Genomic DNA, 15,740 nt, shown 5'->3' with positions numbered 1-15,740 from the left:
GCGGCGGGGGCGCCCCGGACAGGGCGCCCCCGCACGTCCTCCGTACGCCTACACGCCGTCCATCAGGGCGGGCAGGGCGGCCTCGTAGGACTCGCGCAGCTCGGACAGCGGGATCTCCACGGTGCCACCCGGGTGGGTGACCGACAGGGCGTCGCCGCCCACCGCGCCGATCTGCTCCACCGGCACACCGTGCTCGCGGGCCAGGGCCGTGAAGGCCTCCTCCCGGCCCGGCTCCACCGCGACGACGGCACGGGCGCCGGACTCGCTGAACAGGGCGGTGAACGCGTCGCCGGCCACGGACACCCGCACGCCGAGGCCCCCGCGCAGCGCCGACTCGGCCAGCGCGACCGCCAGACCGCCGTCGGACAGGTCGTGCGCGGCCTCGGCCAGACCGCGCTCGGCGGCGGTGGCCAGCACCTCGCCCAGGGCGGCCTCGGCGGCCAGGTCCACCTTGGGCGGCGGTCCGCCCAGGTGGCCGTGGACCGTGTCGGCCCACGCCGAGCCGCCGAACTCCGGCCGGGTCTCACCCAGCAGGAGCACCCGGGCGCCGTCCGTACCGAAGGCGGTCCGCAGACGGGTGCGCACGTCGTCGATCACGCCGAGAACGCCGACCACCGGGGTCGGGTTGATCGCCACGTCGCCGGTCTGGTTGTAGAAGCTCACGTTGCCGCCGGTCACCGGCGTGCCCAGCTGCTGGCAGGCGTCGGCCAGGCCCCGCGTGGACTCGGCGAACTGCCACATCACCCCGGGGTCCTCCGGCGAGCCGAAGTTGAGGCAGTTGGTCACCGCGAGCGGCCGCGCGCCCGTCGCGGCGACGTTGCGGTAGGCCTCCGCGTACGCCAGCTGCGTACCCGTGTACGGGTCCAGGCGGGTGAACCGGCCGTTGCCGTCGGTGGCCAGGGCCACGCCCTTGTGGGAGTCGTCGGAGACACGGATCATCCCGGCGTCGTGCGGGGTGGACACCACCGTGTCGCCGCGCACGTAGCTGTCGTACTGCTGGGTGACCCACGCCGGGTCGCCCACGCCCGGTGCGCCCAGCACGCGCAGCACGTGCTCGCGCAGCTCGGCGTCGGTGCCGGGGCGGGGGAGCTTGGCCGCGTCGTCGGCCAGCAGCGCGTCCTGGGAGTCGGGGCGCGCGTACGGGCGCTGGTAGACGGGCCCCTCGTCGGAGGCGGTCCGCGGCGGCATGTCCACCACGGTCTCGCCGTGCCAGGTCATCACCAGGCGGCCGCCGCGCTCGGCCTCCTCGGGGGTCACGTCGGTGACCTCGCCGATCTCGGTGGCCAGGATCTGCCACTTGTCGCAGATGGCCAGGAACTCGTCCATCTTCGAGGGCTCGACGATCGCCATCATGCGCTCCTGCGACTCACTCATGAGGATCTCCTCGGGAGTGAGCCGGGGGTCGCGCAGCGGCACGCGGTCCAGCTGGACGCGCATGCCGCCGGTGCCGCCGGCGGCCAGCTCGGTGGTGGCGCAGGACACGCCCGCCGCGCCCAGGTCCTGGATGCCCACGACCAGGTCCTTGTCGAACAGCTCCAGGCTGCACTCGATGAGCAGCTTCTCCATGAACGGGTCGCCGACCTGCACGCTGGGCCGCTTGGCGTGCGACTCGTCGTCGAAGGTCGCGCTGGCCAGCACCGAGGCGCCGCCGATCCCGTCGGGTCCGGTGGTGGAGCCGAACAGCACCACCTTGTTGCCCGGACCGGGTGCCTGCGCCAGCTTGATGTCCTCGTGGCGCATCACGCCCACGCACAGGGCGTTGACCAGCGGGTTGCCGATGTACCCCGCGCCGAAGCCGATCTCGCCGCCGATGTTGGGCAGGCCCAGGCAGTTGCCGTAGAAGGAGATGCCCGACACCACGCCGGGCAGGACCCGCTTGGTGTCGTCGGCGTCGGCGGGACCGAACCGCAGCGCGTCCATCACCGCGACGGGGCGGGCGCCCATGGTGAGGATGTCGCGGACGATGCCGCCCACGCCGGTGGCCGCGCCCTGGTGCGGCTCCACGTAGGAGGGGTGGTTGTGCGACTCGATCTTGAACGTCACCGCACGGCCGTCGCCGACGTCCACCACGCCCGCGTTCTCGCCCATGCCGACGAGCAGAGCGTCGTTGGCGGGTGCCTTCTCCCCGAACTGGCGCAGGTGCACCTTGGAGGACTTGTACGAGCAGTGCTCGCTCCACATGACCGAGTAGATGGCCAGCTCGGCGGAGGTGGGGCGGCGCCCCAGGATCTCGCGGACCCGCTCGTACTCGTCCTTGGCCATGCCCAGTTCGGCGTACGGCTGAGGCGTGTCCGGGCTGTCGTGCGCCACGTCGACGGTGTCGAGACCAGGTACTTCAGACATGCGTGGTTCCGTTCGGGATGTGCGGGTGTGGGCCGAGCCGCGGCGTCCGCCGGCCGGCGCGGAATCGTGGTCAGGGGGTGGCGGCCTCGCCCGCGTCACCGAGCATCAGCACCGCGGGGGACTCGGGGTCGTCGTGGGCGGAGGTGTCGGCCAGCATGTGCTCGCCGTCGCTGAGGAAGACCTGGTCCGCGCGCGCTCCCTGGGGCTGCTGTTCCTCCCAGCCCCGCTCGGTGAGGTGGGAGACCACGGTCTCGACGGTCTCGCGGGAGTCCTCGGGCAGTTCCCCGCCCTCGGTCATGACCATCACCAGCCGGACGCACTCGCCCTGCTCGCAGTACACGTCGCCCTCCGGGTCGGAGACGTAGGCCAGCCCGGACGGGGCCTGGCCGAGCACGTCCGTGTCCGGCGGCGCCTCCGGGGCCGCGCCCCCGTCCTGCGGACCCTGGCCCCCGTCCTGCGGGCCCTGGCCCTGCGGCGGCGTGGCGACGGGCGCGGTCCCGATGGCGTTGAAGAGGCCCACGGCGGCGGACACCACCAGGCCCACGACGACGAGTCCGGCGAGGACGAACATCGTCTTCCTGGAACGCAGCAACGCCATCAACGGCCAAACCCCCTGTTCGGTGTACGGGTCAGGCGTTCACCGGCGAACCGGCGGCCAGGTGGGTGAGGATCGAGGTGAAGAACCCGAGGCCCTCGGTGGAGGGGCCGGTGAGCGCCTCCACGGCGTGCTCGGGGTGCGGCATGAGGCCGACGACGTTCCCGTGCTCGTTGGTGATCCCGGCGATGCCGCGGCGGGAGCCGTTCGGGTTGCCGCCGACGTAGCGGACCACGACCCGGCCGGCGGACTCCAGCTCGTCCAGGGTGTGCTCGTCGGCGACGTAGCTGCCCTCGCCGCTCTTGAGTACCACCAGGACCTCCTGGCCCTCGGTGTAGGAGTTGGTCCACGCGGTGCCGGCGTTCTCCACGCGCAGTACCTGGTCGCGGTTGAGGAACCGCAGCGAGGAGTTGCGGGTCAGGGCTCCGGGGAGCAGGTGGCTCTCGCACAGGATCTGGAAGCCGTTGCAGATGCCGAGGACCGGCAGCGCGCCCGACCGGGCGGCCGGGACCAGCTCCGACATGAGCGGGGCGAACCGGGCGATGGCCCCGCAGCGCAGGTAGTCGCCGTAGGAGAAGCCGCCGGGCAGGACCACGGCGTCCACACCCCTGAGGTCGGCGTCCGCGTGCCAGAGGGAGACGGGTTCGGCGCCCGCCAGCGCGACCGCGCGCGCGGCGTCCTTGTCGTCGAGGGAGCCGGGGAAGGTGACGACGCCCACACGGGCTGTCATGAGCACACTCCGAGAGGTTGGGTCGGATCCATCCCCGCGGGCGCGGGGAGCGTTCGGCGAGGAGATGCCGGTGCCTGGCCCCGTCGCTGGGGACGGCGCGTCCGCACTTCGCAGCGTACCCGCTCACCTGTGCTCCGGTACGACGGCGGACCCTCGCGGAGGCCGCGGATTGGGAGGATCATCCCAACGCGGGGTCCGTCGCGCACCCGTGTACGTGTGCGATCTGACAGGGAGTGCGGGGCGTTCCGCTCGGTTCGGAGGGTGCCGCGGTGCGCCTCGGGGAAGGGGGCGCCGAGGGGTGGCCGGGGCCTGTGGTTTCCGTCACCGGGTGTTCCGGCGGATGGAGGGACGCCGTTTCCGGTGGGTGGAGGGGCGTCGCATGGGACGGCCGCTCTCCGCGTGGACGGCTCGCGGAGGCGGTCGGTTCAGAGAAGGGCGTAGCGCTGGGTCGGCACCCGCCCCGGCCCCTTCTCCGGCGGCGGTTCGTCGCACACGGTGAGCTGCTTGCGCAGGAGGACCGTCGTGCGCGGTTCCTCCTCGAAGTCGACCTCGTCCATGAGGTAGCGCATCAGCAGAATGCCCCTGCCCGATTCTGCGTCCAGTTCCGGGAGGGGCATGTGGTCGGTGGTGAACCGCTCGGTCAGCGCCTCGGGATCGGGCGCCCTTCCCGTATGGGATATCCGCAGTTCACACCATCGTCCTCCCATGTCGGCCTCGACCATGTAGTCGCGGGCGGGACCACCGTGGTCCACCGCGTTGCTACAGGCCTCGGATACGGCCAGGAGGATGTCGTCGACGCAGTCCCGGCACACTCCCCCTCGAACGAGGAGGGTGCCGAGGACGTCGCGTGCGACGGAGACCGTGTACGCCTGTCTTGGGAGGGAGATCGAGAAAACGGCGTCCATTCGTACACCTCTCGTGCTCCGTTGTCGTGTTCGGCCCGGCTTGTGAGAGAACCTTCCCCGGAGGCGGATGCAGTAAAACGAACAGCCGTGCCCCTGGGGGACACGGCTGCATTTTCCCGGCACTTCCGGCACGTCGGACACCATGCAAACGAATTCACGTTTTTCCCGTCCGCCCCGAGGCGACGCGACCGTCACCGCGGAACCGGTGTTCGGTGTGACGCTTCTCATGTGGGGTGTTCGGCGGATTCCGCCGGGTTTCCCGGTTTTCCGGAAGGTTTCCGTCCTCGCGAATCCGCGGCGGAGAGAGGAGGGAGAGGGATGCCGGACGGTGGCCCCGGGGCCGGAGGGGGCGGCGCCTACTCCTCCACACGGACCTCGTAGTCCTCGATGACGGTGTTGGCGAGCAGGGTCTCGGCCAGGCGGCGGACGTCGGCGAGCCTGGCCTCGTCCACCTGCCCCTCGACCTCGACCTCGAAGCGCTTGCCCTGGCGGATCTGTTCGATCCCCTCGAAGCCCAGACGTGAACAGGCCCCGGCGATGGCTTGGCCCTGGGGGTCCAGGATCTCGGGCTTGAGCATGACGTCAACAACGACGCGGGCCACGGGGTCCTCCACAAGGAAACGGTGTGCCGCACGTGCCTGCGGCGGGCGGGCCGCCCCCCGTCGGACCGGAGGGGGCGACGCAAGCGTACGGTACGTGAGAGTGGGTATGCGTCCTGACCAGGAGGCGCGCCGCGTCTTTACCGCACACTGACCAGTACCGGCGACCGACACGGGGGTCCCGTGACCCGTATCACGTGGATTGATGTCATCATTGGAAGTGCGCGGTGGCGTCTAACAAGGTGGAAGTGATCGTCCGGTCGTCCTGAGGGGGAATCTTGACGACTATCGAAATGGACCAGGCCTCCACGACTGGTGATACCCGCGGTGAAGAGCGGGCAGAGCAGACTCTGGACTTCGCCACCGCGGTGACGCCGTTCGCCGACCAGCTCTATCCCACGGCTCTGCGGATGACCCGCAATCCCGCCGACGCCGAGGATCTGGTGCAGGAGACCTTCGCCAAGGCCTTCGCGAATTTCCACCAGTTCCGTGCCGGCACCAACCTCCGGGCCTGGCTTTACCGAATTTTGACCAACACCTTCATCAACACCTACCGCAAGAAGCAGCGCGAACCGCGCCAGGAGACCACCGACGAGATCAAGGACTGGCAGCTCGCCGCCGCCGAGGCGCACACCTCGTCCGGTATGCGGTCGGCGGAGAACGAGGTCCTGGACCACCTGCCCGACTCCGACATCAAGCAGGCGCTCGCCCGGCTGCCCGAGGAGTTCCAGGAGGTCATCTACCTCGTCGACATCGAGGGCTACGCCTACAAGGAGGTGGCCGAGCGCATGGGGACCCCGCTGGGGACGGTGATGTCCCGCCTGCACCGCGCCCGCCGCCAGCTCCGCGAGATGCTCGCCGACTACGCGCGCGACCACGGGGTGCGCGTCTCCGCCGCCCAGTAGCCCTCTCCGCCGGCCAGGGCGGGCGGTCCCGCCCCGAAGGGCTCCCGCAGTTCCCCTTGTTCGCGGTGCCCTTCGCCGCGTCCCCGTCTCGCCTCTCCCCGCACAGTCCGGCGGGAGTCCGCCTGTCGAGGCCCGATTCCCGTTTCTCCACGACCACAACAGCACTTCCGACATGCCCGGACGGCCCTTCGCGAGCGGAGGGCCGTCCGCGTCGTGCGCTCCGTGCGCCCGGCGCCGCATGGTGTCCACAACGTTGTCGAAACAACCCCGCCGATGCTAGGAAGCCCTGGTAACCGCGTTGCGGAACGGTCGAGGATCATGGGGCGCGCAGGTGAAAAGGTGGCGCTGAGGGCTTGCGCTCTCCATGGTGAGGTCTGTCACGATATGGGGAGGGCTGTCCACCCTCATCCACCACCCCGGGTGAGGGCGGACCGTGATCCGGTCGATCAGCGTTCACCCACGCGAATTCGGCCCCGAGAACCCGAGGAGCGACGTGTCGGACACCACCGCGCACGAAAAACCGGAGCTCATTCAGCTCCTGACACCCGAAGGGGAGTTGACGGGGCATCCCGACTACCCCCTGGACATCAGCGCGGAGGAGATCCGCGCCCTCTACCGTGACCTGGTCCTGGTGCGCCGCGTCGACAGCGAGGCCGTCTCCCTCCAGCGCCAGGGCGAACTGGGCCTGTGGGCCTCGCTGCTCGGCCAGGAGGCCGCCCAGATCGGTTCCGGCCGCGCGCTGCGCGACAACGACATGGCGTTCCCCTCCTACCGTGAGCACGGCGTCGCCTGGTGCCGGGGCATCGCGCCCAAGGAACTGCTCGGCATGTTCCGCGGCGTCACCAACGGCGGCTGGGACCCCCACGAGCGGGGCTTCCACCTGTACACGATCGTGATCGGCAGCCAGACGCTGCACGCCACCGGCTACGCCATGGGCGTCCAGCGCGACGGCGCCGTCGGCGAGGACGGCACGGCCGTCATCTCCTACTTCGGCGACGGGGCCACCAGCCAGGGCGACACCAACGAGGCGTTCAACTTCGCCTCGGTCAACAACGCCCCCGTGGTCTTCTTCTGCCAGAACAACCAGTGGGCCATCTCCGAGCCGCTGGAGCGCCAGGCCCGCGTGCCCATCCACCGGCGCGCCGACGGGTTCGGCTTCCCCGGCCTGCTCGTGGACGGCAACGACGTCCTGGCCTGCCTCGCCGTCACCCGGGCCGCCCTCGACAACGCACGCGAGGGCAACGGCCCCACGCTCATCGAGGCGTTCACCTACCGGATGGGCGCCCACACCACCAACGACGACCCCACCCGCTACCGCGAGTCGGCCGAGCTGGACGAGTGGAAGGCCAAGGACCCGATCCTGCGGGTCCGCCGCTACCTGGAGCGGAGCGGCCTGGCGGACGAGGAGTTCCTCGCATCCGTCGACGCCGAGGCCGACAAGCTGGGCGAGCAGGTGCGCGCCGAGTGCCGTGCCCTGCCCGACCCCGAGCCCCTCGACATCTTCCACGAGGTGTACGCCGAGCCCAACGTCCACATCGACCAGCAGCGGTCCGAGTTCGCCGAGTACCTGGCCTCCTTCGAGGGCGTCGGCGCGGAAGGGGGCCGCTAGGCCATGGGAACCAACCTCACCATCGGCAAGGCCATCAACGCGGGCCTGCGCGCCGCCATGGAGAACGACCCGAAGGTCCTGGTCATGGGCGAGGACGTCGGCCGGCTCGGCGGCGTCTTCCGGGTCACCGACGGCCTGCACAAGGACTTCGGCGCCGACCGGGTCATCGACACCCCGCTCGCCGAGTCCGGCATCGTCGGCACCGCGATCGGCATGGCCATGCGCGGCTACCGCCCCGTGGTCGAGATCCAGTTCGACGGCTTCTTCTTCCCGGCCACGAACCAGACCTTCACCCAGCTGGCCAAGATGCGCCGCCGCTCGGCGGGCAAGCTCAGCGTGCCCGTGGTCATGCGCATCCCCTACGGCGGCGGCATCGGCGCCGTCGAGCACCACAGCGAGTCCCCCGAGGCGTACTTCACGCACACCGCGGGCCTGCGCGTGGTGACGGTCGCCAACCCCGAGGACGCCTACTGGATGATCCAGCAGGCGGTGCTCAGCGACGACCCGGTCGTCTTCCTGGAGCCCAAGCGGCGCTACTACGAGAAGGCCGAGGTCGACACCGGGGCCTCCCTCGCCGAGGCGGCCCCCATGGGCGCCGCCCGCGTGGCCCGTCCCGGCACGGACGTGACCCTGCTGGCGTACGGGCCCATGGTCAAGACCGCCCTGCAGGCGGCCGAGGCCGACACCGACCACTCCATCGAGGTCATCGACCTGCGTTCGCTGTCCCCGGTGGACTACCCGACCCTGTTCGCGTCGGTGCGCAAGACCGGGCGCCTGGTCGTGGCCCACGAGGCACCGCTGTCCGGCGGCCCCGGCGGCGAGATCGCGGCCCGGGTCACCGAGGAGTGCTTCTACCACCTGGAATCGCCGGTGATCCGTGTTGCCGCCTTCGACACGCCGTATCCGCAGTCGCGTCTTGAGGAGCACTACCTTCCGGACCTTGACCGCGTTCTGGACGGTGTTGACCGGGCGTTCGCGTACTAGGGGATCGGGGAGACCGAAGGACATGGCGATTCACAAGAGTGAGCCCGCCGTCGGCGGCGTGCAGTCGTTCAAGCTGCCCGACGTCGGGGAGGGCCTGGTCGAGGCCGAACTCCTCACCTGGTACGTCAAACCGGGTGACGAGATCGAGGTCAACCAGATGATCTGCGAGATCGAGACGGCCAAGGCGGTCGTCGAGCTGCCGAGCCCGTTCGCGGGCACGGTGCGGGAGCTGCTGGCCGAGGAGGGCCAGACGGTGGAGGTCGGCACGGTGATCATCACCGTGGACGACGGCACCGGAGGCGGCTCCTCGGCCGAGGCGGCACCGGCCACCGAGGAGCGGGAGAAGCCGCTGGTCGGCTACGGCGAGAAGGCGGCCTCCACCCAGCGCCGTCCGCGCCGCCGCCCGGCTCCCTCCGGTCCGGCGCCCGTGCCCCGGCTCTCCGAGCCCGCACCGGCCAACACGCCCTCCGTGGAGGAGACCGCGCCGGGTCCGGTTCCGGCCTCCGGCCGTGCGCTGGCCAAGCCGCCGGTGCGCAAGCTGGCCAGGGACCTCGGTGTGGACCTGGCGTCGGTCGCCCCCACCGGGGAGGGCGGCGTCGTCACACGGGAGGACGTCCGGTCCGCGGCCGAGGCCGCCCAGGCCCCGGCGGCCCCGGAGCCGGAGGCGGCGCCCCGGACCGACCGGGCCGCGCGCGAGCGGCGCGTACCGGTCAAGGGCGTGCGCAAGCACACGGCGGCGGCGATGGTCGACAGCGCGTTCACCGCGCCGCACGTCACCGAGTTCCTGCAGGTGGACGTCACCAGGACGATGGAGGCCGTCGCGCGGCTGCGGGCGCGGCCCGACTTCGCCGACGTGCGGGTGTCCCCGCTGCTGCTGGTGGCCAAGGCCCTGCTCATGGCGGTCCGGCGGCACCCGGAGATCAACGCCTCCTGGGACGAGGACAACCAGGAGATCGTGATCAAGGACTACGTGAACCTGGGGGTCGCGGCGGCCACCGAGCGCGGCCTGGTGGTGCCCAACATCAAGGACGCCGACGCCATGGCCCTGCCGGAGCTCTCCGCCGCGCTGAAGCGGCTGACGGAGACCGCGCGGGAGGGCAGGACCAGTCCGGCGGACATGTCCGGCGGCACCATCACCATCACCAACGTCGGCGTGTTCGGCGTGGACGCGGGCACCCCGATCATCAACCCGGGCGAGGCCGCGATCCTCGCCTTCGGGCAGATCCGGGACATGCCGTGGGTGCACGAGGGCGAGCTGGCGGTCCGCAAGGTGACGACGCTGTCGCTGTCCTTCGACCACCGGCTGGTCGACGGGGAGCTGGGGTCCAAGGTGCTGCGCGACATCGGCACCGCGCTGGAGGATCCGGAGCTGACCGCCCTGGCCTGGGGCTGAGGCGAGGAGCGGTGAAGTAGGCGGGGGCCGGTGCGAGGTGATCGCATCGGCCCCTTCCCGCGAGGAGGGCCGCCCCCAAAGGGGGAGGGGAACGGCCCCGCACGCCTTCAGTGTTCCCCGTGTGTGCTTACCGACACACGGGACTCCGTCCGTCGTGGAGGCACCGGGGTTCAGGAGACCATCCACACGAAGCCGTACTGCGCGCCCGTCAGGACGACGGCGGCGGCCGCCAGGACGACCAGGGTGAGGTGGATCCGGCCGGCCGGGCGCAGCCGTCCACGCACCCAGGCCGCCGCGGCCGCGGCGGCGGTGGCCAGGGTCAGCGGGACCGCGACGGCCAGCGGGAGGGTGAGCGCGAGGGACTCGTTGAAGATCCACTGCTCCAGCGTGTGGCTGTCGAACAGTCCGTACACGACCAGGCCGACGCCGGCGAAACAGCTCAGCGCGGTCAGCGCGGCCAGCACGCGGGCGGTGAGGGTGAACCGGTCCCGGGGGCGGCGAAACCACAGGAACGCGGTGAACAGGACCAGCAGCCCCGCGGCGGCGACCACGCCGTGCGTGACGGGACTGGTCGGGAACGTGGTCCGCTCGTAGACCTGGGTGGGGTTGCCGTCCACGGCCAGGGCGACGGCCTCGCCGTCCTCCTCCAGGAAGACCAGCTGGTCCTCGCCGTTCTCCGAGACCAGCCGCCCCTCGCCGACGGGCAGCCAGCGGTCGTCCGCCGCCATCGCGCCGCTGACGGAGAGGGTGCCGTCCCCGGCGTCGCGCACGACCATGTTGTCGAAGAGGGAGACGATCTGTGCGGGTCCGCTGGCGCTGCGCCGACTGCTGACGTAGGTGCCCGTGTAGGCGCCCAGGCCGGCTCCGGTGTCGGCCCGGCCGGTCGGCGGCTCCTGCGGGTCGAACGTGTCGGCGAACTCCCGGGCCACCGTCATACGCAGGTCCTCAAGGGGGTTCCCGGTGGCGGAGTCGTCACCGTTGACCGCGACGAACATCCCCGCGTCGATCCCCGGGACCAGGACGTAGGCGGTGTGCATGCCCACGAGGTCGCCGCCGTGGCCGATGACCGGGGAGTCCCCGCCACGCCACTGGTAGGTGCCGTAGCCCACGCCGGCGGCCCGCGGGTGGACCTCGTGCTGGACGGCCAGCATCCGCTCGGCGACGCCCGCGGGGAGCACGCGCCCGCCGTCGATCTCGCCTCCTCCCAGCAGGGCCAGCATGAACCGGGCCATGTCGTCGGTCGAGGCGACGGATGCCCCGGCGGGCACGTGGGTGACGTGCATCGGACCGGCGTCGCCGCCGTCGGACAGGTGGAGGGCCGGGACCTCGTAGGAATCGCGGGCCTCGTGGATCTGGAGGAACTCGCTGTCCTCCATGCCCAGCGGCTCGAACACGTGGCGCGCGGCGTACTCCTCGAAGGGCACGCCGCTCACCTCCTGGACGACGTACCCGGCCAGGGCGCTGCCGTGGTTGGAGTAGGCGGTGAACCGGCCGGGTTCGTAGAGCTGCTCGGGCTTGCGGGTACGGAACAGCTCGTCGAGGGTGAGGTGCCGGTCGGTGTCCTCGGCCGAGGGGAAGTCGACCACCTCCGCGAACCCGGCGGTGTGGGTGAGCAGGTGGTGGACCGTGACGCCGTCCACGGGCAGCCGGGCGTCCTCGGGCAGGTAGGTGTTGACGTCCTCGTGAAGGTCGATCCCGCCCCGCGCGGCCAGGGTGAGGACGGCCGCGGCGGTGAAGGACTTGGACACCGAGCCCGTGGGCATCGTGTGGACGGTGTGGTCCATGGGCGTCTTCTCCGCCAGATCGGCGTACCCGTGCGAGGCGGAGGCGATCTGTTCGCCGCCGGCCACGACGGTCACGGCGACGCCGGGCGCCCCGTGCTCCTCCAGCAGCTCGGCGACGCGGGTGTCCGTGAACTCCCGGGCGGTCTCGGGGGTCAGCGGCGCGGCCGCGGCCGGGGCACCAGCCGGAGCCGCCACCGAGCCGGGCTCGGTGGCGGCCGAGGAGGCGCCGGGCGCCAGGGTGAGGGCGATCATCAGGGACGCGGCCAGCATGGGCGGGACGCGGGGGGTTCGTGGCATCGGTACTCCCGGGGTGGGTTCTCGCTGTCCCTCGAAACTAGGAGTCGGCGCCGCCCGGGGCACTGGCGCGGACGGGTGTTCCCGTACTACAGGCAGCTCCACCGAGGACGTGCGGCGGACCGCCCCGCGGCACCGGGCACGTCGGAGGGGCGGGCCCTCCGGAAAGGGGGGCGGGGCCCGCGCGGGGGGAGCGGGCGCGGGGGCGAGGCGGGTTCGGGCCGGGCCCGGCCAGGGGGCGGCCGGGCGCGGCTATCCGAGCAGGAAGGTGACGGCGAACAGCACGGGGATGGTGAGGAGGGTGGTCAGCAGCACCACCTCGCGGACCATCACCTCGCCGGTGCGGTACTGGGCGGCGAAGTTGAACACGTTCTGGGCCGTGGGCAGGGCCGCCAGCACCACCACGGAGAACAGGGTGAAGGCGTCCAGGCCGAAGACCAGGGAGCCCAGGGCCCACGCCGCCAGCGGCTGGACCACGGACTTGAGCGCCACGGCCACCAGGACCGGTACGCGCTCGGGGCCGCGGCCGGGGAACTCGCTGCCGTGCAGGGAGATCCCGAAGGCCAGCAGCATCGCCGGGACCGCCATGCCGCCGATCAGGTGGAAGGGCTCCATCAGGGGTTCCGGGGGCGCCCAGCCGGAGGCGGAGACGGCCACGCCCGCCAGGGAGGCGATCACCACGGGGTTGCGGAACGGCGTGCCGAGCGCCCGGCGCAGGACGGGCCCCACACCGCGCACGCCGCCGCCGACCAGGTCCAGGACGGTGAGTGCGACGGGGGCCATGAACAGGAGCTGTGTCAGCAGGATGGGCGCGACCAGGGACGCGTCGCCGAGGACGTAGACGGCGATGGGGATACCGAGGTTGCCCGCGTTGACGTAGGACGACGCGAGCGCGCCGACGGTGGTCCGGCCCACGCCCCAGCGCCGCACCAGCGCGAGGGCGATGAAGGCGAGGGCCGCGGAGGCCACGCTGAGCACGCTGACCAGGACCGGTGCGGACACCAGCACGGAGAGGTCGACGTCGGCCAGGATCGTGAACAGCAGGGCGGGGCTGGCCACGTAGAAGGCGAGCCGGGTGAGCACCTCCTTGGCCCCCGACCCGAGGAGGGGGATCCTGCCGAGCATGTAACCGAGGACGACGACGCTGGTGATGACACCGAAACCGACCAAGACCCCGGACAAGGGGCGCCCCCACTGCGAACGCTCGACACGACCGTGGAAACGCTATCCGAGGTCGCTTGGCGGCGATACGGCGCAGGTCACACCGTTCCGGACGGTTTCGGGAGGTTCCAGGCGGGGTGTCGCGGTGTCAGTCCCCCGGGGAGGGGCTGGGATCCGCGGAGGGCTCGGCCTCCTCTTCCTCCGCCTCCTCCTCCGCCGCTTCCTCGGCGGCCTCCTCGGCCAGGCGCTCGGCCTCGGCCCGGTCGGCGGCGCGGGTCGTGCACACCTCCTCGGCCGCGGCCGAGGAGCCCTCCACGGCGACCACCGTGAAGCAGTACTCCACGACCGTGTCCTCCGTGACGATCTGCGCGGACACCGCTCCGGGGCCGGTCCGGGCCAGGGTGAGCGGGTCGTGGCCGCTGGGGCCGCCCAGGACGAAGAACGAGGCGGTGCCGCCGCTGTTGTCGGTCCAGGTCAGCTCGACGGCGCCGAGGTTGTCCGTCAGCGCGACCCCCGACGGCGCGGAGACCTCGGGCGGTGCCGTGGGCTCGACGACCTGTTCGGCGGGCTCCTCCTCGGCCACCGGCTCCGGCGCGGGCTCCGCCTCGGCGGCCGACACCACGGGGGCCCGGGAACCGGTCGCGGCGAACACGCTGGAGACGCTGGTGACCAGCAGGATGCCGCACACGGTCACGGCGATGTGGAGATGGCGGCGCCAGCGCGCCTGGCCCTGTGCGGTCCCCTGGGGGAACCCCGGGTCGAGGTCGTCCTCGGCCGCCGACGGTTTCTCGTCCACGGGCAGGAAGGAGGACTCGGCGGTGCCGGTCCAGCCCTCCAGGCGGGACCAGGCGCGCCGCGGGGAGATCTCCTCGCCGCGCAGCTTGGCCATCATGATCTCGGCGGTGCCGCCCGCGTCGGTGGCCGGGAGCCTGCTGCCCTCCAGGCCGGTGGGCGGCCGCGAGGGCTCCCGGCGTTCCGTGTGCGGTGGGGGAGGCGGGGGCTGCGGCCCGGACGAGGGCCGCGGCACGGGGGGCGGCTGCCGGAACGGGGTCGCGGGGCCCTCCGTGGCGTGGGGCGGGGCCTGGGGTCCACTGGGGGGTCCCGGCTGGGAGTGCGGGTCGGTCGGTGCCGGGGGGACGGGTGGAGCGGCGGGGGCGTGCGAGGCCTGTGGTCCCGAAGAGGGGAACCACGCCGTGGTGGGAGGGGTCTGCGGCCCGGAGGGCGGGGTGCGGGGATGGTCGGGTCCCGCACCCGTGGGCCCGGTGCCCGTGGGAAGCGGGGGTGCGGGGGGCGTCGCGGGGGGAGCCTGCGGCCCCGTGCCGGGGTGCCGGGGGCCCTGCCGGGGATCCGACCGGACGGCGTACGGCGGGGGCGGGACCTGGGGGCCCGACACGGGGGCCTGGGCGCCGGACATCGGGGTCTGGGCGGGCGTCGGGTGTTGGGCGCCGGTCGTGCGGTCGTGCGGTCCGGACGCCGGGCCCCGGGCACCGGGCACGGGGTTCTGGGGGCCCGACACGGGGGCCTGGCCGCCGGACACCGGGTCCTGGGCGTCCGACGCGGGAGCCTGGGCGCCGCTGAGGGGGTTTTGACCGCCGGTCGCGCCGGACAGCGTCGTCGCGGGCCTGGAGGTGCGCGCCTGCTCGAAGGCCGAGGCGAAGGCCGCCGGCGTCGGGAAGCGCTCCTCGGGCAGTTTGGACAGCGCACGGCTGAGCACACCGCGCAGCTTGCGGGAGATGTCGGAGCGGGGGACCGGTCGCGGGTCCTGCGTCAGCACACGCTCCGCGTAGGCCCCGGCGTCGAACGGGCTCCCGTCCGTGGTGGAGAAGGGCGTGTGTCCCACCAGCATCGTCCAGATGGTGGACGCCAGCTGGTAGACGTCGGAGGCGGGCGTGCGCGGCTGCCCCCGCAGTGCCTCGGGAGCGGCGTGCAGGAACGACTCCGTCCCCGGATCGGGCGGGGGCAGGGCCTCACCGGACCGGTGGACGGAACCGAAACCGGTGAGCACCGGTGTCCGACCCGCTCGCAGGACGTTGCCGGGGCAGACGTCGTTGTGCAGCAGCCCGCGGCCGTGCATCGATCCCAGGGCCGCCGCCACGCTCCGGGCGACGGCCGCCGCCTCCTGGATCGGCGCGGGCCCCCTCCGGGCGAGCATGTCGCCGAAGGAGCCGTCCGCGTAGAACGGCAGCACCACGAACAGGTCGCCGTCGGCGGTGGTCCCCGCGTCCAGCAGGGGGACCACGCCGGACACCCCGTCGAGGTCGCGCAGCTGGTTCAGCTCGGCGCGGCCCAGGTGCTCGGGGAGGACCTTGAGGACGACGTCGGCACCGCTCGTGGAGCGGGTCGCCCGGACGATCCGGGCGCGGCGCCCCTGGCAGAGCAGGGACGGGGCGTCGTACCCGGGCGCCCATGCGGTGTGCTCGGAGCCGGACATGAGAGAG

12 protein-coding genes are annotated in these 15,740 nt (G+C 72.4%); 4 read left to right on the top strand and 8 right to left on the bottom strand.

All coding sequences use genetic code 11. From position 1 onward, the window contains the following. Positions 1-48: 48 nt before the first annotated feature. The 5 genes from purL to purS all read right to left on the bottom strand — a co-directional run bounded on the left by purL (position 49) and on the right by purS (position 5,175). Complete coding sequence (gene purL / locus A6A08_RS24200; protein ID WP_073704936.1) at positions 49-2,343, bottom strand: phosphoribosylformylglycinamidine synthase subunit PurL; 2,295 nt, start codon at positions 2,341-2,343, stop codon at positions 49-51. Between the two features lie 70 nt (positions 2,344-2,413). After that, positions 2,414-2,944 carry a hypothetical protein gene (locus A6A08_RS24195; RefSeq protein ID WP_073704935.1) on the bottom strand — a complete coding sequence of 177 codons (531 nt, stop codon included), beginning with the start codon at positions 2,942-2,944 and terminating at the stop codon, positions 2,414-2,416. Positions 2,945-2,972: 28 nt separating this feature from the next. Continuing rightward, complete coding sequence (purQ, locus tag A6A08_RS24190) at positions 2,973-3,668, bottom strand: phosphoribosylformylglycinamidine synthase subunit PurQ (protein ID WP_073704934.1); 696 nt, start codon at positions 3,666-3,668, stop codon at positions 2,973-2,975. A 425-nt stretch (positions 3,669-4,093) separates the two neighbouring features. Next, positions 4,094-4,573, bottom strand: coding sequence for an ATP-binding protein (locus A6A08_RS24185; protein WP_073704933.1), 480 nt, complete (start codon positions 4,571-4,573; stop codon positions 4,094-4,096). Between the two features lie 356 nt (positions 4,574-4,929). Beyond that, on the bottom strand, positions 4,930-5,175 hold the full coding sequence (gene purS, locus A6A08_RS24180) for a phosphoribosylformylglycinamidine synthase subunit PurS (RefSeq protein WP_073704932.1): 246 nt from the start codon (positions 5,173-5,175) through the stop codon (positions 4,930-4,932). A gap of 275 nt (positions 5,176-5,450) precedes the next feature. Here purS and A6A08_RS24175 point away from each other — a divergent pair, with 275 nt between their 5' ends. The 4 genes from A6A08_RS24175 (at position 5,451) to A6A08_RS29185 (ending at position 10,063) form a co-directional block, all read left to right on the top strand. Next, positions 5,451-6,077: a sigma-70 family RNA polymerase sigma factor gene (locus tag A6A08_RS24175; protein WP_073704931.1), complete on the top strand. Its 627-nt coding sequence runs from the start codon at positions 5,451-5,453 to the stop codon at positions 6,075-6,077. Between the two features lie 493 nt (positions 6,078-6,570). Beyond that, positions 6,571-7,686, top strand: a complete 1,116-nt coding sequence (gene pdhA / locus A6A08_RS24170; protein ID WP_073704930.1) for a pyruvate dehydrogenase (acetyl-transferring) E1 component subunit alpha — start codon at positions 6,571-6,573, stop codon at positions 7,684-7,686. A 3-nt stretch (positions 7,687-7,689) separates the two neighbouring features. Continuing rightward, complete coding sequence (locus A6A08_RS24165; RefSeq protein ID WP_073704929.1) at positions 7,690-8,670, top strand: alpha-ketoacid dehydrogenase subunit beta; 981 nt, start codon at positions 7,690-7,692, stop codon at positions 8,668-8,670. Between the two features lie 22 nt (positions 8,671-8,692). Continuing rightward, positions 8,693-10,063 (top strand): dihydrolipoamide acetyltransferase family protein, encoded by a 1,371-nt coding sequence (locus A6A08_RS29185; protein ID WP_073704928.1) that lies wholly within the window; start codon positions 8,693-8,695, stop codon positions 10,061-10,063. 170 nt (positions 10,064-10,233) lie between these two features. Here the strand turns inward: A6A08_RS29185 and A6A08_RS24155 are convergent, their stop codons facing one another. The 3 genes from A6A08_RS24155 to A6A08_RS24145 all read right to left on the bottom strand — a co-directional run bounded on the left by A6A08_RS24155 (position 10,234) and on the right by A6A08_RS24145 (position 15,733). Then, complete coding sequence (locus tag A6A08_RS24155; protein ID WP_242422855.1) at positions 10,234-12,144, bottom strand: serine hydrolase; 1,911 nt, start codon at positions 12,142-12,144, stop codon at positions 10,234-10,236. 249 nt (positions 12,145-12,393) lie between these two features. Next, positions 12,394-13,323 carry an AEC family transporter gene (locus A6A08_RS24150; protein WP_073704926.1) on the bottom strand — a complete coding sequence of 310 codons (930 nt, stop codon included), beginning with the start codon at positions 13,321-13,323 and terminating at the stop codon, positions 12,394-12,396. Between the two features lie 127 nt (positions 13,324-13,450). Further along, complete coding sequence (locus tag A6A08_RS24145; protein ID WP_073704925.1) at positions 13,451-15,733, bottom strand: protein kinase; 2,283 nt, start codon at positions 15,731-15,733, stop codon at positions 13,451-13,453. Positions 15,734-15,740: the final 7 nt, after the last annotated feature.

Source organism: Nocardiopsis sp. TSRI0078, from assembly GCF_001905145.1.
Lineage (GTDB): Bacteria > Actinomycetota > Actinomycetes > Streptosporangiales > Streptosporangiaceae > Nocardiopsis.
This window is presented reverse-complemented; position numbering and strand designations above follow the sequence as displayed.

Coding starts and splice junctions, on each gene's coding strand:
- purL (WP_073704936.1), bottom strand. CDS start 2,343: ATGTCTGAAGTACCTGGTCTCGACACCGTCGACGTGGCGCACGACAGC.
- purQ (WP_073704934.1), bottom strand. CDS start 3,668: ATGACAGCCCGTGTGGGCGTCGTCACCTTCCCCGGCTCCCTCGACGAC.
- A6A08_RS24185 (WP_073704933.1), bottom strand. CDS start 4,573: ATGGACGCCGTTTTCTCGATCTCCCTCCCAAGACAGGCGTACACGGTC.
- A6A08_RS24165 (WP_073704929.1), top strand. CDS start 7,690: ATGGGAACCAACCTCACCATCGGCAAGGCCATCAACGCGGGCCTGCGC.
- A6A08_RS29185 (WP_073704928.1), top strand. CDS start 8,693: ATGGCGATTCACAAGAGTGAGCCCGCCGTCGGCGGCGTGCAGTCGTTC.
- A6A08_RS24155 (WP_242422855.1), bottom strand. CDS start 12,144: ATGCCACGAACCCCCCGCGTCCCGCCCATGCTGGCCGCGTCCCTGATG.
- A6A08_RS24145 (WP_073704925.1), bottom strand. CDS start 15,733: ATGTCCGGCTCCGAGCACACCGCATGGGCGCCCGGGTACGACGCCCCG.